General features: G+C 74.0%; 18 protein-coding genes and 1 pseudogene. 12 read left to right on the plus strand and 7 right to left on the minus strand.

Annotated features, from left to right (window positions below):
* Nucleotides 1-69: 69 nt before the first annotated feature.
* The gene (locus tag ACFO3J_RS02665) at nt 70-243 is read right to left on the minus strand and encodes a hypothetical protein (protein WP_386425700.1); all 174 of its coding nucleotides are present in this window, start codon (nt 241-243) and stop codon (nt 70-72) included.
* Between the two features lie 265 nt (nt 244-508).
* Between ACFO3J_RS02665 and ACFO3J_RS02670 the strand changes: the two genes are divergently transcribed.
* The 4 genes from ACFO3J_RS02670 (at nt 509) to ACFO3J_RS02685 (ending at nt 4,915) form a co-directional block, all read left to right on the plus strand.
* Nucleotides 509-1,753: an NYN domain-containing protein gene (locus ACFO3J_RS02670; protein ID WP_386425703.1), complete on the plus strand. Its 1,245-nt coding sequence runs from the start codon at nt 509-511 to the stop codon at nt 1,751-1,753.
* 130 nt (nt 1,754-1,883) lie between these two features.
* Nucleotides 1,884-2,936, plus strand: coding sequence for an ABC transporter ATP-binding protein (locus ACFO3J_RS02675; RefSeq protein WP_386425705.1), 1,053 nt, complete (start codon nt 1,884-1,886; stop codon nt 2,934-2,936).
* 475 nt (nt 2,937-3,411) lie between these two features.
* Entirely contained in the window at nt 3,412-4,227 is an 816-nt protein-coding gene (locus tag ACFO3J_RS02680; protein WP_386425708.1) for an ABC transporter permease, read from the plus strand.
* Nucleotides 4,228-4,261: 34 nt separating this feature from the next.
* Complete coding sequence (locus ACFO3J_RS02685; RefSeq protein ID WP_386425711.1) at nt 4,262-4,915, plus strand: ABC transporter permease; 654 nt, start codon at nt 4,262-4,264, stop codon at nt 4,913-4,915.
* Here ACFO3J_RS02685 and ybaK read toward each other — a convergent pair.
* The 3 genes from ybaK to ACFO3J_RS02700 all read right to left on the minus strand — a co-directional run bounded on the left by ybaK (nt 4,878) and on the right by ACFO3J_RS02700 (nt 7,768).
* Entirely contained in the window at nt 4,878-5,402 is a 525-nt protein-coding gene (gene ybaK, locus ACFO3J_RS02690; protein WP_386425714.1) for a Cys-tRNA(Pro) deacylase, read from the minus strand. The genes ACFO3J_RS02685 and ybaK overlap by 38 nt on opposite strands.
* A 15-nt stretch (nt 5,403-5,417) precedes the next feature.
* The gene (locus ACFO3J_RS02695) at nt 5,418-6,131 is read right to left on the minus strand and encodes an LON peptidase substrate-binding domain-containing protein (RefSeq protein WP_386425717.1); all 714 of its coding nucleotides are present in this window, start codon (nt 6,129-6,131) and stop codon (nt 5,418-5,420) included.
* Nucleotides 6,132-6,244: 113 nt separating this feature from the next.
* Complete coding sequence (locus ACFO3J_RS02700; protein ID WP_386426025.1) at nt 6,245-7,768, minus strand: oxidoreductase; 1,524 nt, start codon at nt 7,766-7,768, stop codon at nt 6,245-6,247.
* Nucleotides 7,769-7,985: 217 nt separating this feature from the next.
* Here ACFO3J_RS02700 and hisD point away from each other — a divergent pair, with 217 nt between their 5' ends.
* The 8 genes and pseudogenes from hisD to hisF all read left to right on the plus strand — a co-directional run bounded on the left by hisD (nt 7,986) and on the right by hisF (nt 13,901).
* Complete coding sequence (gene hisD / locus ACFO3J_RS02705; RefSeq protein ID WP_386425720.1) at nt 7,986-9,299, plus strand: histidinol dehydrogenase; 1,314 nt, start codon at nt 7,986-7,988, stop codon at nt 9,297-9,299.
* Nucleotides 9,296-10,411: pseudogene (locus ACFO3J_RS02710) on the plus strand (histidinol-phosphate transaminase); the annotation flags it as partial. The gene hisD and the pseudogene ACFO3J_RS02710, both read left to right, overlap by 4 nt.
* A 62-nt stretch (nt 10,412-10,473) precedes the next feature.
* Nucleotides 10,474-11,067, plus strand: a complete 594-nt coding sequence (gene hisB / locus ACFO3J_RS02715) for an imidazoleglycerol-phosphate dehydratase HisB (RefSeq protein ID WP_386425722.1) — start codon at nt 10,474-10,476, stop codon at nt 11,065-11,067.
* Entirely contained in the window at nt 11,064-11,216 is a 153-nt protein-coding gene (locus ACFO3J_RS02720; RefSeq protein WP_386425725.1) for a hypothetical protein, read from the plus strand. The genes hisB and ACFO3J_RS02720 overlap by 4 nt, the downstream gene beginning before the upstream one ends.
* A gap of 9 nt (nt 11,217-11,225) precedes the next feature.
* Nucleotides 11,226-11,861 (plus strand): imidazole glycerol phosphate synthase subunit HisH, encoded by a 636-nt coding sequence (gene hisH, locus ACFO3J_RS02725; RefSeq protein WP_386425728.1) that lies wholly within the window; start codon nt 11,226-11,228, stop codon nt 11,859-11,861.
* A gap of 113 nt (nt 11,862-11,974) precedes the next feature.
* On the plus strand, nt 11,975-12,700 hold the full coding sequence (gene priA / locus ACFO3J_RS02730) for a bifunctional 1-(5-phosphoribosyl)-5-((5-phosphoribosylamino)methylideneamino)imidazole-4-carboxamide isomerase/phosphoribosylanthranilate isomerase PriA (RefSeq protein ID WP_386425730.1): 726 nt from the start codon (nt 11,975-11,977) through the stop codon (nt 12,698-12,700).
* Entirely contained in the window at nt 12,697-13,149 is a 453-nt protein-coding gene (locus tag ACFO3J_RS02735; RefSeq protein WP_386425732.1) for a Rid family hydrolase, read from the plus strand. Before priA ends, ACFO3J_RS02735 begins: the two co-directional genes overlap by 4 nt.
* Nucleotides 13,146-13,901, plus strand: coding sequence for an imidazole glycerol phosphate synthase subunit HisF (hisF, locus tag ACFO3J_RS02740; RefSeq protein ID WP_386425734.1), 756 nt, complete (start codon nt 13,146-13,148; stop codon nt 13,899-13,901). The genes ACFO3J_RS02735 and hisF overlap by 4 nt, the downstream gene beginning before the upstream one ends.
* 22 nt (nt 13,902-13,923) lie before the next feature.
* On the opposite strand, the gene ACFO3J_RS02745 is transcribed toward hisF, so the two are convergent.
* The 3 genes from ACFO3J_RS02745 to ACFO3J_RS02755 all read right to left on the minus strand — a co-directional run bounded on the left by ACFO3J_RS02745 (nt 13,924) and on the right by ACFO3J_RS02755 (nt 16,321).
* Nucleotides 13,924-14,538, minus strand: a complete 615-nt coding sequence (locus tag ACFO3J_RS02745) for an O-methyltransferase (protein ID WP_386425736.1) — start codon at nt 14,536-14,538, stop codon at nt 13,924-13,926.
* Between the two features lie 114 nt (nt 14,539-14,652).
* Nucleotides 14,653-15,285, minus strand: a complete 633-nt coding sequence (locus ACFO3J_RS02750) for a TIGR03085 family metal-binding protein (protein ID WP_386425738.1) — start codon at nt 15,283-15,285, stop codon at nt 14,653-14,655.
* Between the two features lie 52 nt (nt 15,286-15,337).
* Complete coding sequence (locus ACFO3J_RS02755; RefSeq protein WP_386425739.1) at nt 15,338-16,321, minus strand: hypothetical protein; 984 nt, start codon at nt 16,319-16,321, stop codon at nt 15,338-15,340.
* Nucleotides 16,322-16,347 lie beyond the last annotated feature (26 nt).

Here is a 16,347-nt window from a genome sequence, read left to right on the forward strand (position 1 = left end):
TGATCGGTGCCGATCGTTCGAGGTCGGTCAGCTGGGCTGGGTCAGGGCTGTCGGCGCTGTCGGCCGACGTCAGTTGTGGCCGAACCGCTGCTTCTGCTTGCGCGGGGCCTGGGTCGAGGCCGGCATCGCGTGCTCCTCGGAGGACGACGTACGCGCGTTGTCCTGCGACTCCCCGCCCTGGCCGGGGCGCTGGCCCTCGCGCTGGTCCTGCTGCTGGCGGTTCTGGTTCCGGTTCTTAGCCACGGTCGTGCCTTCCTGGTGTGAGGGTGTCGAGGCCGACCGGCCGCTGTGGCCGATGGCCGCCATCAGACTCACACGGGACTACAAAGCGCGCATTTCGGGCAATTGACCGAAGCATTCCCGAAGGACCCCGAAGAAAAAGTGACGACCGCCACGCCGAAGATCGGGTTCGAGGTCATAACGCCCGAGCATTCGGGCAGACTCGGGGGACATCGCGGGGAGAACCCTGGGTAGAACAGCGCCGGGGGGCGACCGGAAGAGGTGCAACATGGACCGCTGCGTCGTCCTGGTGGACGCCGGATATCTGCTGGGCGCAGCGGCGAGCCTGCTGGCCGGTGAACCGTCGCGTTCCCGGATCCTGGTGGATCATGCCGGCGTGGTCGCCGGCCTGCGTAAACGCGCCGAGGAGGAGACCGGGCAACCGCTGCTGCGGATCTACTGGTTCGACGGAGCACCCGACCGGGTTCCGCAACCCGAACACCGCCGGTTGCGGGTGATGCCCCGAGTGACGGTACGGCTCGGCGCGCTCACCCGGACGGACGGCCGCTGGGCGCAGAAGGGCGTCGACGCGGCCATGCACGCCGAGCTGTCCGAACTGGCCCGCAACCGGGCCTGCTCCGACATCGTCCTGGTCACCGGTGACGGCGATCTGCTGCCCGGCATGATGTCCGCCAAGGAGCACGGCGTCGCCGTCCACCTGTGGGCCGTCCAGGCCGCCGACGGCGACTACAACCAGTCCGAGGACCTGGTGGCCGAGGCCGACGAGCGGCGGGTGCTGGACCGCGAGTGGATCACCGCGGCGATCAGGGCCCGCGACGTCACCGGGGCCTGCCCGCCGCCGGGACCGCGCCCCGAGATCCGCCCGGAGATCGCCGCGATCCTGTCCGCGCCGCTGCCCGAGTCGGCCGCCGCGACCCCGGAGGCCGCGGCGCACACCGTGCACGCGGGCCGCCCGGCGAAGAACGGCAGCGCGCCCGAACCCGACACCGCCCCCGCCGCGCCGGCCGGCAAGGGGGTCGTCCCCACCCCCAAGGACCTGGCCGGACTCGGCCGCACCCACGCCGCCGCCGTGCCGGCCCCGCAGCCCGCGCCCAGCGCCACCCTGCGCTGGTCCTCCGACAAGGGCTGGACCGACCGCGGTCCCGGCGCCGACCTGCCCGACACCAGCGGACTGCCCACCCTCGCCCAGGTCACCAGCGCCGAGCAGCGCTGGGCCGACCGCGAGGCCGACATCACCGCGGTCAGCGGCGACCCGTACGAGGTCGGCCAGGTCTTCGCCCGCCGCTGGATCGCCCGGGTCAACGACGCGGGCCAGCTCCAGCACCTGTCCTCCCACTACCCCCGGGTCCCGCACCGCATCGACGGCGAGCTGCTGCGGTACGCCGCCCGCTTCGGGCTGCTCGCGCACAAGGACGACCAGATCGACGAGCACGACCGGTACGCGATCAGGGCCGGATTCTGGCGCGAGGTGGAGGGGCGCACCCCGGCGGAGTCCGCGGCGGACAGCGGTTGAGGCGCGGCGCCGCGGCGCAGTCCTGGGGTGATCCGGGTCACCCGCGGGCCGCCCGCGCTGCGGACGCGGGCAGGTCCGAAAGCGGCCCCGCCCGGCCGGACCCGCGGCTTTACGCGTACGCTCGGGCCTCGTGAGTACGGGCACGGAGGAGACGGCGCCACCAGTTGTCGCCACAGGCCGCGACGCGGTGTGCACCGTACGCGGCCTGATCAGGACGTACCCGGCCGGTTCCGGTGCCCGCCGCACACCCGCGCGCCGCCGCGGCGCGGAGCCCGCCGCGCCACCGGTACGCGCCAACGACGGCATCGACCTCGACGTCGGGCGCGGCGAACTCTTCGGCATCCTCGGCCCCAACGGAGCAGGCAAGACCACGCTGGTCCGCCAGCTCACCGGGCTGCTGCGGCCCGACGCCGGCTCCATCGAACTCCTCGGCCACGACCTGGTCCGCCATCCCGACCGGGCGGCCCGGTTGGTCGGCTACCTCGGCCAGGAGTCCACCGCCTTCGACGAGTTGACGGTGGCGCTGGCCGCCGAGACCACCGGGCGGCTGCGCGGCATGGGCGCGGTGGCGGCGCGGGCGGCCCGGGACGCGGTGCTCGACGAACTCGACCTCGGGGCGCTGGCCGGACGCCCGCTGAAGAAGCTGTCCGGCGGCCAGCGGCGGCTGGCCTGCTTCGCGGCGACCCTGGTCGGTGAGCGCCCGGTCCTGGTGCTGGACGAGCCCACGACCGGTATGGACCCGGTGGCCCGCCGCGCGGTGTGGGCCGCGGTCGACCGGCGCCGGGACGAATCCGGCACCACGGTGGTGCTCGTCACCCACAACGTCATCGAGGCGGAGACCGTGCTCGACCGGGTCGCGGTGCTCGACCGGGGGCGGGTCATCGCCTCCGACACCCCCGCCGGGCTGCGGGCCCTGGTGGCCGGCGAGGTCCGGCTCGACCTGGTCTGGCGCTACGACGCTCCGCTCGGGCTGCCCGCGATCGCGGCGCTGCGGCCGCTCGCCGAGATCTCAGGCCGCCGCTGGACGCTGCGGCTCCCGCAGGACCGGGCCCGCGCCGCCGTCGCCGAGGTCACCGGCGGCCCCGCTTTCGCCGCCCTCGACGATTTCACCCTGGCGGTGCCCAGCCTGGAGGACGTCTACCTCGCCCTGGGCGGCCGCGGAAAGGGCCTGACCAAGCTATGAGGAGCCCTGCGGTGCGATTCGTCCACCCCCGCGCCACCCCGGCCGGGGGCCTCCTGCCGGGTTCCTGCGCGTTTCGGGGTGCGGGTGTGTCGTGGCTTGTCGCGCAGTTCCCCGCGCCCCTGGTGGGGCGTTTCCGGGCCGGGGGAGTGTCGGTGCCGTCGGCGCTGGGTCGTGCCCCGCGGGGGCGCGGTCCGGGTGCGGCCGGGTCCGTCCTGCCGGGTTCCTGCGCGTTTCGGGGTGCGGGTGCGTTGTGGCTTGTCGCGCAGTTCCCCGCGCCCCTTCGGGGCACCGCCCGCCGCCGAGGGAACCGATATTCGCCCGGGCCAAGGGCGCCCCGCCAGGGGCGCGGGGAACTGCGCGCTCAGCCGGGGGCCGGGCGCGGTCCGGGTGCGGGCGGTGGGGTCGCGGCGGTCGGCGGGCGGCGGATCGTGGTGGGCTGTGCCCCCCAGGGGCACGGGGTTGTCGGGGGCGAGTGGTGAGCGTGGTGGCGCAGGCCGTGAGCGGGGGGCGGGGGAGCGGGCAGGTGGTGGCGCCGCTGGCGCCCACCGCTGGGATGGGGGCCGCGTTCGCCGCGGTGTACCGGGCGCAGCTCTCGCGGGCGCGGGTCGCGCGGATCCCGTTGCTGTTCGTGGCCACGTTCCAGTCCGTGGGGATCATGGTCATGATGCGGGGCGTGGTGCACGCCGGGGACGGGGAGGCGGCGCGGGCCGTCGTCGCCGGGTCGAGCGTGCTGGTGGTGGCCTTCGTCGCGCTGAACCTGCTCGCGCAGTACTTCGGGCAGCTGCGGGCCTCCGGCGGCCTGGACACGTACGCCACCCTGCCCGTACCGCCCGCCTCCGTCGTGCTCGGCGCGGCGGCCGCCTACGCGTCCTTCACGGTGCCGGGCGTGCTGGTCACCGCGGTCACCGGCTGCGTGCTGTTCCACCTGACCTTCGTCAACCTGTGGGTGCTGCTGCTGGTGATCCCGCTGGCCGGCGCCGCCCTGGCCGGGCTCGGCGCGGCGCTCGGGCTGCTCGCGCCCCGGCAGGAGATTGCCACGCTGCTCGGCCAGCTCGGCATGTCCGCCGCGCTGCTGCTCGGCGTCCTGCCCGCCTCCCACATGCCCGCGCCCATCGCCTGGACCCGGGACCTGCTGCCGTCCACCTACGGCGTGGAAGCCCTGGCCCGTACCTTCGGCGGCGAGCGCACCGACTGGGCGGCGGTCGGCGCCGACCTGTCGGTGTGCGCCGCGGTCGGCGTGGTCTCGCTGGCCGTAGCCACCTGGGCCTACCGCAGGGCCGCCTGCCGATGACGCACCCGTCTTCCGCACCTGGCACGATGGGTTGGTGACCGCACCCCTGACGCCGCACGAGCCGCCCTTCCCGCCCTACCCGGGAGGCGGGACCGAAGCCGGTGACGCCCCGGCCAAGCGCGCGCGGTTCATCCGTGAGCTGCGCGGCGGGGCGCTGGTCGCGCTGCTCGTCACCGTCGGCGGGATCGCGCTCGGGCTGCTGTGGCTGTGGCTTTCGCCACGTATCCCGATGATCTCCGACGGGCAGGCGGTCTACCTCAAGGACACCGAGGGCGAGGAGGCCATCGGCGGCGACGGCACCTTCGTGCTGATCGCGGCCGGCCTCGGCATCCTCAGCGCGCTGCTGGTCTTCTGGCGGCGCCGCAGCGGCGGGATCGGGGTGGTGCTCGGCCTCGCGGTCGGCGGGGTGCTCGCCTCGATCGTCGGCTGGCGCCTCGGCGTCTGGCTCGGGCCGTCCACGAACATCGTCGCGCACGCCAAGCAGGTCGGCCCGAAGGTGGTCTTCGACGGCCCGCTGGAGCTGCGGGCCAAGAGCGCGCTGATCGCCTGGTCGGCGGCGGCGATGCTGACGCACCTGTGTGTGACCTCGGCTTTGGGGCCGAGGGACGAGCCCGGGGACAGGGCCGAGGACAAGCCCGGCGGGCAGCCGCCTACCGACGCGCCATGGGGGCCGCCGCCCCCGCGGTGAGCCGCAGCAGCTCCCGCGGCGCCAGCTCCACCTCCAGGCCGCGCTTGCCCGCCGAGACGAAGACCGTCGCGAAGGCCAGGGCGGAGGCGTCCACCACCGTGGGCAGGGCGCGGCGCTGGCCGAGCGGCGAGATGCCGCCGCGGACGTAACCGGTGGCGCGTTCCGCGGCGGCCGGATCGGCCATCGCGGCGCGTTTGCCCCCGACCGCCGCGGCCAGTGCCTTCAGGTCGAGGCTCGCGGACACCGGGACGACCGCCACGGTCAGCGCGCCGTCGACCTCGGCGACCAGCGTCTTGAAGACGCGCCCCTCCACCTCGGCGGGCGGCACGCCGAGCGCGGCGCCCAGCGCCAGGGCCGCCTCGGCGCCGTAGGAGAGCTCCGAGGCCGGGTCGTGCCGGTAGGCGTGCACGGTGAAGGGCACGCCCGCCTTCTCCAGGGCGACCGTGGCCGGCGTACCGCCGCCCGCCGCCCGTGACTTCTTCGCCATCGCCGCCGCCCGGGGCTAGTTCGCGCAGGTCGGGGACTGGGTGATCTCGGCCGCCGGCAGCGACGGCAGCTTGTCGATGATCGCGGTCTCGCGCCGCAGCAGCCGCAACTCAGCGGTGAGGCGCGCCGCCGTGTCCGGCGCCTCCAGGAACCGCTGCTTCACCCCGACCTCGGCGATCACCGCCGCCGCGACCAGATAGGACAGCACCGTCGGGTCGTCGGGGAACTCGTTCGCCGCCAGCGTCTGCTCGCGCGCTCCCGCCAGCCGCTTCTGGTACGTGCCGAACGCCCGGATCACCTGCGAGGTCAGCGCCCGCGCCCCCTCGCCCGGCTGCTCCGGGATCTCCTCCACCTCACCGGTCAGATACTCGCCCGAGGTGTCCACCGACAGCAGCCGGAAGCGTACGGTCCCGGTCGCCATCAGCTCGTACCCCTGCTCACGCTCGGCGACACTGGCCACCTCCGCGACGCAGCCGTAGCCGTACAGCGCGGTCATCGGGTCGTCGCCGAGCCCGGCCATCGCGCCGGTGAGGCGGCCCTCCTGGCCGGTGGGGGCCGTCTCGTGGCCGTTCTTGATCGCGACCACCCCGAACCGCCGGGGCGCGTCCTCCGGCAGGGTCATCAGGTCGCCGACGAGCGAGCGGTACCGGTCCTCGTGGACGTTCAGCGGCAGCACCAGGCCGGGGAACAGCGCCGAGCTGAGCGGGAAGAGCGGAAGGCGATCGGTCACAGTGAGCCAGGGTACGGGCAGGGTGGCCCCTTCCGGCACCCGCTGTCGGGGCTGACCCTCCCTCAATCCCACGTCAGGACCCCTCCGGGCCTTCCCCGGCGCCGACGGAACCGCTAGGACCCCCGCCGCAGCAGCCGGGAGGCGCCGGCCGCCGCGGTCGTCGCCAGCATCCAGCCCAGCAGGGTCATGCCGGAGGCCACCCACTGGCTCAGGCCCGCCTCCCGCCAGGCGTTGTCCTGGCCGAGGTCGATCACCGGCAGCAGCAGGTCCAGCGCGTAGAGCGCCGGGCTCCAGTGCGGGCGGTAGCCGCCGCTGTCGGCGGGCGGCGGGGTGCCGTGGGCGGTGAAGTACACCGCGCCCAGCGCCCACACCAGCGCCATCCACACCGCGGCCCGCCCGGGCCGGTAGCCGTACCCGACGGTGACGTCCTGGAGCCAGCCCCACACCCGGCCGGCCGCGGGCAGCGACTCCCGGCGGCGCCGCTGCTTGGCCAGCAGCACCTCCCGCGCCTCGGCGTCCTCACCGCCCGAGCGCAGCGCGGCGGCCAGCCGCTCGTACGGACCCGGGCTGTACTCGGGGGTGGCGCCGTGCAGCCAGGCGATCCGCGCCCGCAGCGGGAAGTTGTCCCGGGCGGCCAGCTCGTCGTAGACGAAACCGGTCAGGTCGAGCCGGCCCGCCTCCGGCCAGCTGTCCCGCGTGTCCACCAGCTTGGCGACCCGCGCGCCGGACAGCGACACCGGGCCCTGCGGCGGCGCGCCCGGAATGAAGCGCAGCTCGGGGGTCTGGAGCCGGCGCAGCGACACCTGCTGGTCCTCCCCCAGCTGGAAGCGGGCCCGGCTGATGATCACCGCGTTGCCGATCCGCGCGTCGTCCAGCCGCAGCCCGCCCTCGCAGACGAAGTCCCGCACCGCCGCCCCGGCCGGCGGGCGGGTGTCGCCGGGGGCGCCGTCCATCGCGTTCCAGCCCGCGCTCAAGTACAGGGTGTGCTCGATGCTGACCCGGGCCGCGTTGAGCGCGTAGCGGCCGTACGGATTGCGCAGGATCGCGCCGCGCAGACTCAGCCGGCCGCCGATCCGGGCGCTGCGCAGGCTGAACTCACCCGTGACGTCGATGAGTTCGGCGTCCACGTCCTGGCCGACGGACAGCCCGTCGGCGGCCACCGCCCGGCTGTGCCGGTCGCGGCTCACGGTGAGCTGGTTCAGCAGCAGGTCGGTGCCTATCTGCGCGTCGGTCAGCCGTATCCCGCCGAGCACCTGGCACTGCGGCAGGTGCAGATCGCCGGTGACCTGGAGCCGGGCGGCCTCCAGCCGGGGTATGACACACCGCACCAGCCGCATGCTGCCGGCCCGGCACTCCTGCATCAGCACCTGCTCGTCGAACCGGCAGTCGTCGAGCTGCACATACGGTGTGACGGTGCCCCCCGCCAGCATCAGCCGGCCGCTGATCCGCACCCCGGCGAGCTTCAGCGCGGCCACCCGGCCGGGCATCGGCGGCGGCGGATCGAGCAGCAACTCCGCGACCGCCTGCGCCCGGACCGTACGTGACGCCGACCACACCGGCCCGGTCAGCGGATGATCCTCCGCGGCCCGCCGCGTCCGCAGATCGCAGGTCCGCCCGGCCCGGAACGCGTACCACATCCGCTGCTCCGCGGGCGTCCACTCCGGCGGCACTTCCAGCTCGGCCAACTCGACCCCTCCCCGTGTCGGGGGACACGCTAGCGGCCCGCCCCCTTTTTGCCGCGCCTCCGCCGCCGGTCCCCCGGACCCCGTCCGGGCGGACCCCGCAGCGGGTCCGTGCGCGCGGCGGCGGGAGGGCGGCAAAAAAGAAGGCATCCGGGTCTCTACACTTGGCAGCGTGATCTCCCGAATCGATCTGCGCGGACCCGCCTTCCCGGAGGGCGGGATCGACCGCGACCTGTTGCCTCGCGCCGAGTTCGACGTGGAGGCCGCGCTGGAGACCGTGCGGCCGATCTGCGAGGACGTACGCCATCGCGGGACGCCGGCCGTGATCGAGTACGGGGAGCGGTTCGACGGGGTGTCGCTGAGCCGGCTCCGGGTCTCCCAGCGGGCGCTGGACGAAGCGCTCGCGGGCCTCGATCCGGAGGTCAGGGCGGCGCTGGAGGAGTCGGTCCGGCGGGCCCGGCTGGTGCACCGCGAGCAGCGGCGGACCGATGTCACCACCCAGGTCGTCCCCGGCGGGACCGTCACCGAGCGGTGGGTGCCGGTGGAGCGGGTCGGGCTGTATGTGCCCGGCGGCCTGGCCGTCTACCCGTCCTCCGTGGTGATGAACGTGGTGCCGGCCCAGGAGGCCGGGGTGGCCGGCATCGCCGTCGCCTCCCCTCCGCAGCAGGAGTTCGGCGGCGCGCCGCACCCCACCATCCTGGCCGCCTGCGCTCTGCTCGGCGTGACCGAGGTGTACGCCGCCGGCGGCGCCCAGGCGATCGCCATGTTCGCGTACGGCACCGACGAGTGCCGCCCGGTGAATCTGGTCACCGGCCCCGGCAACATCTATGTCGCCGCCGCCAAGCGCCTGCTCAAGGGCCGGATCGGGATCGACGCCGAGGCCGGGCCCACCGAGATCGCCGTCCTGGCCGACGCCACCGCCGACGCCGGGTTCGTCGCCGCCGACCTGATCAGCCAGGCCGAGCACGACCCGCTCGCCGCCGCCGTACTGGTCACCACCTCCGCCGAACTGGCCGACGCGGTGGACAAGGAACTCGGCGTGCAGGTCGCCGCCGCCCGGCACCGCGAGCGGATCACCGCCGCGCTGAGCGGCCGCCAGTCCGCCACCGTGCTGGTGGACACCCTCGCGCAGGGCCTGGACGTGGTGGACGCCTACGCCGCCGAGCACCTGGAGATCCACACCGAGGACGCCGCGGCGGTGGCAGCCCGGGTACGGAACGCCGGCGCCGTCTTCGTCGGCCCGCACACCCCCGTCTCGCTGGGCGACTACTGCGCCGGCTCCAACCACGTCCTGCCCACCGGCGGCTGCGCCTGCCACTCCTCGGGCCTGTCGGTGCAGTCCTTCCTGCGCGGCATCCACGTGGTGGACTACACCCGGGAAGCGCTCGCGGAGGTCGCCCACCATGTGGTGACCCTCGCCGCCGCCGAGGACCTGCCGGCGCACGGCGCCGCCGTCACCGCGAGATTCGGGAGGCCGGTCACATGACCGCGAACACCGCCGTCCCCGCCTGGGAGGCGCTCCCCATCCGCGACGAACTGCGCGGCCAGTCACCGTACGGCGCACCGCAGCTCGACGTGCCGGTGCGGCTGAACACCAATGAGAACCCGTACCCGCTGCCCGAGCCGCTGGTCGCCCGGATCGCCGAACGCGTCGCCGAGGCCGCCCGCGAGCTCAACCGCTACCCGGACCGGGACGCGGTCGAGCTGCGCACCGGCCTGGCCGCGTATCTGAGCCGGACCGCGGGCCACCGCGTCGGTGTCGAGCAGGTGTGGGCCGCCAACGGCTCCAACGAGGTCATCCAGCAGCTGCTGCAGACCTTCGGCGGCCCCGGCCGTACCGCGATCGGCTTCGAACCCTCCTACTCCATGCACGCGTTGATCTCGCGCGGCACCGGCACCGGCTGGCTGTCCGGGCCGCGCGGCGATGACTTCACCATCGACGTGGCGGCCGCCACCCGGGAGATCGCCCGGCGGGCGCCCGAAGTGGTGTTCATCTGCTCGCCCAACAACCCGACCGGTACCGCTGTCGACGCCGAGACCGTCGTCGCGCTCCACGACGCCGCGCTCGCCGCCGGTCCGGCCATGGTGATCGTGGACGAGGCGTACGGCGAGTTCTCGCACCGCCCCTCGCTGCTGCCGCTGATCGAGGGCCGCCCCCATCTGGTGGTCACCCGCACCATGTCCAAGGCGTTCGGGGCGGCCGGGCTGCGGCTCGGCTATCTGGCCGCGGACCCGGCGGTGGTCGACGCCGTCCAACTGGTCCGGCTGCCCTACCACCTGTCGTCGGTCACCCAGGCGACCGCGCTGGCCGCGCTGGAGTACACCGACACCCTGCTGGGCTACGTACGCCAGCTCAAGGGCGAACGGGACCGGCTGGTCGAGGAGTTGCGCGCGATCGGCTACGAGGTGACCGTGTCCGACGCCAACTTCGTGCAGTTCGGGCGGTTCGCCGACAGCCACGCCGCCTGGCAGGCGATCCTCGACCGCGGCGTCCTGGTCCGCGACAACGGCGTGCCGGGGCGGCTGCGGGTCACCGCGGGCACCCCCGCCGAGAACGACGCCTTCCTGGACGCGGCCCGCACCGTTTTCAAGGAGCACAGCACCGCGCCGGGCCGTACCGAGCCCGGCCGCACCGAGCCGTACCGCACCGAGGAGTCCGCATGACCCGCGTGGGCCGCGTGGAGCGCACCACCAAGGAGACGTCCGTCGTCGTCGAGATCGATCTGGACGGCACGGGCTCCGTGTCCGTCGCGACCGGGGTCGGCTTCTACGACCACATGCTCGACCAGCTCGGCCGGCACGGCCTGTTCGACCTCAGCGTGAAGACCGAGGGCGATCTGCACATCGACACCCACCACACCATCGAGGACACCGCCCTCGCGCTGGGCGCCGCCTTCAAGCAGGCGCTCGGCGACAAGGTGGGCATCTACCGCTTCGGCAACTGCACGGTCCCGCTGGACGAATCCCTCGCCCAGGTCACCGTGGACCTGTCCGGCCGCCCGTATCTGGTGCACACCGAGCCGGACAACATGGCGCCGATGATCGGCGACTACGACACCACGATGACCCGGCACATCCTGGAGTCCTTCGTCGCGCAGGCCCAGATCGCCCTGCACGTCCACGTACCCTACGGGCGCAACGCACACCACATCGTGGAGTGCCAGTTCAAGGCGCTGGCCCGGGCGCTGCGTTACGCGAGCGAGCGCGATCCGCGCGCCGCGGGCATTCTGCCGTCGACGAAGGGCGCGCTGTGAACAGGGGCTCCACTCTCTTCATCCTGCTGGGGCTGTTCCTGCTCGGCGGGGTCTATTCCTTCTGGAAGCAGAAGCAGTCCAAGAGCGTCGTCGCGCTGATGGCGGTCGGTTCCCTGATGGCGATCATCGCCGGACTGCTCCAGCTGTAGGGGCCGGCGATGACCAAGAGCGTGGTGGTGCTCGACTACGGATTCGGCAACGTCCGGTCCGCCGAGCGCGCGCTGGCCAGGGCCGGCGCCGAGGTGGAGATCACCGCCGACTACGACCGCGCGATGAACGCCGACGGGCTGCTGGTCCCCGGCGTCGGCGCCTTCGCCGCCTGCATGGCGGGGCTGAAGTCGGTGCGCGGGGAGTGGATAGTGGAGCGCCGGCTGGCCGGCGGGCGCCCGGTGATGGGCATCTGCGTCGGGATGCAGATCCTGTTCGCCCGCGGCATCGAGCACGGGGTCCCCAGCGAGGGCCTGGACGAGTGGCCCGGCACGGTGGAGCCGCTGCGCGCCCCGGTCGTCCCGCACATGGGCTGGAACACGGTACGCGCCCCGGCGGACTCCACCCAGTTCGCCGGCCTGGACGAGGACGCGCGCTTCTACTTCGTGCACTCCTACGCCGTACGCGACTGGGAGCTGGACACCCGCGGCGCGGTGATCCGCGCCCCCAAGGTCACCTGGACCACCCACGGCGAGCCGTTCGTGGCCGCGGTGGAGAACGGCCCGCTGTGGGCCACCCAGTTCCATCCGGAGAAGTCCGGGGACGCCGGGGCGCGGCTGCTCGGCAACTGGCTGGGTACCCTCTAGCGCCCCAGCCCAGAGCCTCGGCGTCAGCCCCCGCCCCGCCCCCCGATCCGCGCGCCCGTCCCACCTCCGCCGCCTTCCGTCACCTTCCGCCAAGGAACGAGGACCGCATACCGATGACCGAGCTCGAACTCCTTCCCGCCGTCGACGTCCGGGACGGCCAGGCCGTCCGGCTCGTCCACGGCGAGTCCGGTTCCGAGACGTCCTACGGCGAGCCGCTCGCCGCCGCGCTGGCCTGGCAGCAGGCCGGCGCCCAGTGGCTGCACCTGGTGGACCTCGACGCGGCCTTCGGCACCGGCGACAACCGGAAGCTGATCGGCGAGGTGGCCCGCACCATGGACATCAAGGTCGAGCTGTCCGGCGGCATCCGCGACGACGACACCCTGGCCGCGGCGCTGGCCACCGGCTGCACCCGGGTCAACCTGGGCACCGCCGCGCTGGAGAGCCCCGAGTGGGTGGCCAAGGTGATCGCCGAGCACGGCGACCGGATCGCGGTCGGCCTGGACGTACGCGGCACCACCCTGCGCGGGCGCGGCTGGACCCGCGACGGCGGCGACCTGTACGAGACGCTGGCCCGGCTGGACTCCGAGGGCTGCGCGCGCTACGTCGTCACCGACATCGCCAAGGACGGCACCTTGCAGGGCCCCAACCTCGACCTGCTGCGCTCGGTCTGCGCGGTCACCGACAAGCCGGTGGTCGCCTCCGGCGGCGTCTCCAGCCTGGACGACCTGCGGGCCATCGCCGGACTGGTGCCGGCGGGTGTGGAGGGCGCCATTGTCGGAAAGGCGCTGTACGCGAAGGCGTTCACCCTCGAAGAGGCCCTGGAGGCAGTATCACGATGACCCGCAACCCTGGTGTACGCCGCGAGCAGTCGGGAAGCGCGTGGGAAGAGGCGATCGGTTCGGCGCGGGCAGTGGCCGCCGGTGACCGGGTGATCGTGGCCGGGATGATGCCCGACTCGCGGGACGGCGCGGTGCCGGGCGAGGACGAGCCCTACGAGCAGACGCTGAGCGCCTTCCGCAGCGCGCTCGCCGCGCTGGAGCCGTTCGGCCTCGACGCCGAGAGCGTGATCCGCACCCGGATGTACCTCAGCCACGCCAGGGACGTCAGCGAGGTCGGGCGGGCGCACCGGGAGCTGTTCGGAGCGGTGCGGCCGGCCGCCACGATGGTGGTGGTGGCCGGGTTCACCGACTCGCGGGTGCTGGTCGAGGTGGAGATCGAGGCCTACCGCGCGGACGCCGGGACCGGCAGCACCATCGCCCGTATCAGCGAACCGGGAGCCGCCCAATGACCCTCGCGGTCCGAGTCATCCCCTGCCTGGACGTGGACGCCGGGCGCGTCGTGAAGGGCGTCAACTTCCAGAACCTGCGGGACGCCGGCGACCCGGTGGAGATGGCCAAGCTCTACGACGCCGAGGGCGCCGACGAGTTGACCTTCCTGGACATCACCGCCTCCTCCGGGGACCGGCAGACCACCTACGACGTGGTGCGCCGCACCGCCGAGCAGGTCTTCATCCCGCTGACGGTGGGCGGCGGGGTGCGCAGCACCGAGGACGTGGACAAGCTGCTGCGGGCCGGCGCGGACAAGGTGGGCGTCAACACCGCGGCCATCGCCAGGCCGGAGCTGATCCAGGAGATCGCCGAGCGCTTCGGCCGCCAGGTGCTGGTGCTGTCGGTGGACGCCCGGCGCACTCCCGAGGGCGGCTTCGAGGTCACCACCCACGGCGGCCGGCGGGGTACGGGCATCGACGCGGTGGAGTGGGCGCGGCGCGCGGCCGAACTGGGCGCGGGCGAGATCCTGCTCAACTCGATGGACGCCGACGGCACCAAGGACGGCTACGACACCGAGATGATCGCCGCGGTGCGCGCGGCGGTGACCGTGCCGGTGATCGCCTCCGGCGGCGCCGGCCGGCTCGACCACTTCGCGCCCGCGGTCGGCGCGGGCGCCGACGCCGTACTGGCCGCCTCCGTCTTCCACTTCGGCGAGCTGCGGATCGGCGAGGTCAAGTCGGCACTGCGGGAGGCCGGCCACCCGGTCCGCTGAAGCTGCCCGCCCCGGGGCCCGGCTAGCGATCGTGCTTACGGGTGCACACCAGCGTGGCCAGATCGGCTGCCAGGGGCACCTCGACGGCCGACAGCGCCGGATGCTCCAGCCAGTGCAGCCGGGCCCGGTCGGGCCGCCCGTCGAACAGCGGCGGCCGGCCGGCCGCCGGGGTGAAGTCGTCGATCACCAGCACCCCGCCGGGCCGCAGCAGCCGCAGCGGATCGGCCGGGGTGTCGTCCTGCCCGCCCTTGCCCTGCCCGCCGCCGTCCAGCACCAGCAGGTCGAACGGGCCGTGCTTCTCGATCGTGGTCCAGTCCCCGCACTCCACCGTCACCTCGGGGGCCAGCTCCGCGAACAGCGCGGCGGCGGTCTCCGCCCGGGTCGGGTCGTGCTCGACGCTGACGACGGTGGCACCCGGCCGCATCCCGGACACCAGCCAGGCCAGGCCCACCCCGCACCCGGTGCCGGTCTCCCCGATCCGCTCGGCGCCGGCCGCCAGCGCCTGCAGCAGCCGCCCCTGCTCGGGGCGGCAGGAAAAGGGGAAGCCGAGGTGGCGGGCGGTCCGGGCGGCGCGTTCCACCAGGGGTGGCAGATCACCGGGGCCGCTGAGGTGTGCGCGGGTGCCGTCGAGAGACATGCCCGCCATCCTGCCGGGAGCGCGGAGCGGCCGCTGGCGGTCGGACGAGATCTTGTGAGATCCCATGAGATCCCCGGGCGCGCGCCCCGCACCTCGGCGGACCGGCGACAGGTCCTAGATGCCGAGCTTCGCTCCGTACGCCTTCGCCACCGCGTCCCCGTCGCCCTCCAGCTCCACTTTCGCCGCCGCCTGGCGGCCGTGCGCGAACAGGAGCAGCTCGGCCGGTTCCCCCGTCACCGTGACCACCGGCGATCCCTTGTGGGCCACCACGGTCTGGCCGTCGGCGCGGCGCAGCACCAGGCCGACCGGGGAGCGGCGGGTCATCAGGCGGGCGGCGCGCTCCAGGCGCTTCCACAGCGTCTCGCCGAACACCTTGTCGATGGCGCGCGGCGTCCAGTCCGGGGCCGCCCGCCGTACGTCCTCGGCGTGCACATAGAACTCGACGGTGTTGGCCATCTCGTCGAGCTGCTTGACGGAGAAGGGGGACAGCCGCGGCGGCCCCGACCTGATCAGCTGGATCAGCTCCTCGTAGGGCTTCGCGGCGAACTCGCCCCGGACCCGGTCGAGTCGGGCGGCGAGCTGCGGGATCACCGCGCCGGCCGCCGCGTCGCTGCGGCGCTCGCGCACCACCACGTGCGCGGCCAGATCCCGGGTCTTCCACCCCTCGCACAGCGTCGGGGCCTCGGGCCCCGACCCCTCCAGCAAGTCGGCGAGGATCAGGCGTTCACGCTGCGCGTAGGTCGGCATGACACCAGGTTAGTTCCCGGCGGTCCGTACGTCCGCTCCTCGCGCCACCGGTTCAGCCGAGCTTGGCGTAGAGCTTCACCCCATTGGTGCCGTTGTTGCGGGTGAGCGAGCAGGTGACCGTCTTGCGCTGCTGGGTCTGGTAGGTGACCAGCTTCGGGAACAGCGCGTACGGGTAGTACTCCTTGCCGTCGGCCGGCACGTGCTTCTTCGCGTCGGCCGTGCACAGGCTCAGCGCCCGGGTCTGGATGGCGACGTCGGTGGCGAAGGTGCCGGAGAGCGTCTCGTTGGCCACCACCTGCGCGTCGTGGGCCGAGGAGCACGAGCGCGGGGTGACGGCGTCCACGGTCCGGGTCAGCGTCGGCGCGTCGAAGCAGCTGTTCGGCGCGAGCACCACGTACGGCACCAGCTTCTGCGTCGGCGTCGGCGTGGCCGCCGGGTCGCTGGGCACGGCCGGGGTCGTGAGGTCGGGGGACGGCGTCGGGACCGCGGGCACGCCCGGGCCGGACGGCAGGGCGGGCGGCGGGCTGACCGTCGCGCTCGGCTTGCCGCCGGCCGTGTCCTTGCCGCCGCCGCTCCTGCCGAGGATCCCGCCGGCCGCGCCGACGACCACGGCGACCACCAGCACGCCGACGGCGATCCACAGGCCGCGCCTGCTCTTCCTCGGCGGGGGCGGCGGCGGGTAGCCGTACCCGTATCCGTCGGCGGCGGGCGGGGGATAGCCGTAGGCGTACTCGGGCGTGCTGTCGTAGTCCCCGGGCGGGGGCGGGGTGCCGTAGACCCCGGGCGGCGGGCCGTAGGGGCCGGCCTGCTGCTGGGGATAGCCGTAGCCCTGGCCGTCCTGCTGCTGCGGGTAGCCGTAGCCCTGCTCACCCTGCTGCGGGTAGCCGTACCCCTGCCCACCCGCCTGCGGATACACCTGGGTGTAGCCGCCCTCGCCCTGTGGCGGGGGAGGGGGCGTCCCCTGCTGCGGGCCGTAGCCGTCCCCCGGTCCGGGATACGGCGGGGGATCATCGTGCGGCGGCGGAGGAAAACCCATGGAGGCAGGATGCCGCATACGGGTGA

The organism is Streptomyces polygonati, from assembly GCF_042650325.1.
In the GTDB taxonomy this organism is placed as follows: domain Bacteria; phylum Actinomycetota; class Actinomycetes; order Streptomycetales; family Streptomycetaceae; genus Actinacidiphila; species Actinacidiphila polygonati.